This window comes from Marinobacter sp. C1S70 (assembly GCF_000475355.1).
Lineage (GTDB): Bacteria > Pseudomonadota > Gammaproteobacteria > Pseudomonadales > Oleiphilaceae > Marinobacter > Marinobacter nauticus.
Genome location: NZ_AXBW01000004.1, coordinates 1 through 885 on the forward strand (window position 1 = coordinate 1; position 885 = coordinate 885).

1 protein-coding gene and 1 pseudogene are annotated in these 885 nt (G+C 61.5%); both read right to left on the reverse strand.

Annotated elements, in window-relative coordinates; all coding sequences use genetic code 11:
- Positions 1-646: IS21-like element ISSpu5 family helper ATPase IstB (gene istB, locus Q669_RS01200; RefSeq protein ID WP_022990925.1), on the reverse strand; the 646-nt coding region annotated here is incomplete at its 3' end.
- Between the two features lie 11 nt (positions 647-657).
- Positions 658-864, reverse strand: a pseudogene (locus tag Q669_RS01205) (IS21 family transposase); the annotation flags it as partial.
- Positions 865-885 lie beyond the last annotated feature (21 nt).

Below are 885 nucleotides of genomic sequence, written 5' to 3' on the forward strand. Positions count from 1 at the left end.
CCAGAGTGGCGTCACCGATGACGCCGTGCCATTCCTCGATGGGTAGTTGGCTGGTGGCGATGGTGGAGCGCCGGCCATGCCGGTCCTCCAGCACCTCCAGCAAGTCCCTTCGGTTCTCGGCGCTGAGCTTCATCAGCCCCCAGTCATCCAGGATCAGCACGTCGACCTTGGCCAGGCTGGTCAGAAGCTTTGAGTATTGGCCATCGCCTTTGGCGATGGTCAGGTCCCGTAGCAACCGGGTCAGGCGGACGTACTGGGCGGTGTAACCCTCCCGGCAGGCTTTGTGTGCCAGAGCACAGGCCAGCCAGGTTTTCCCGACGCCAGTCGGGCCGGTGATGAGCACGTTCAGGTGTTCCTTCACCCACTGGCAGCTGGCCAGACTCTGGACAAGCCCTTTATCCAGGCCCCGGGAGTTCCGGTAATCAATGTCTTCGAGGATCGCGGCGTGTCGCAGCTTGGCCCGGCGCAGGCGGCTGCTCATACGCCGGTTGTCTCTTTCGGTCATTTCCCGATCGACCAGCAGACCAAGGCGCTCCTCGAAGCTCAGGTCGGTAATGTCGGGGGTGGCCGACTGATCCGCCAGGGCGGCGGCCATGCCGGTCAGCTTGAGGGCGTGGAGCTTATCCAGCGTGGGATGTTTCAACATGTCAGATTCCTTCAGTGGTAGTAGGCAGGGCCGCGGATGTTGTCGTGTGTGTCGGGTAAGGCCAGTTCTTGTTGCTCTTCCAGGGGCTGCTCATCCAGGCGGTGTTTGAGGATGGATTCGATGCTCTTGTATCGGCAACTGCCCAGCATTAGGGCGCGTTGGCAGGCACGTTCTAATCGTGCCTCGCCGTAGCTCTGGCCCAGCCGGAGAATGCCCAGTGTAGTAGCCCCCATTTAAAC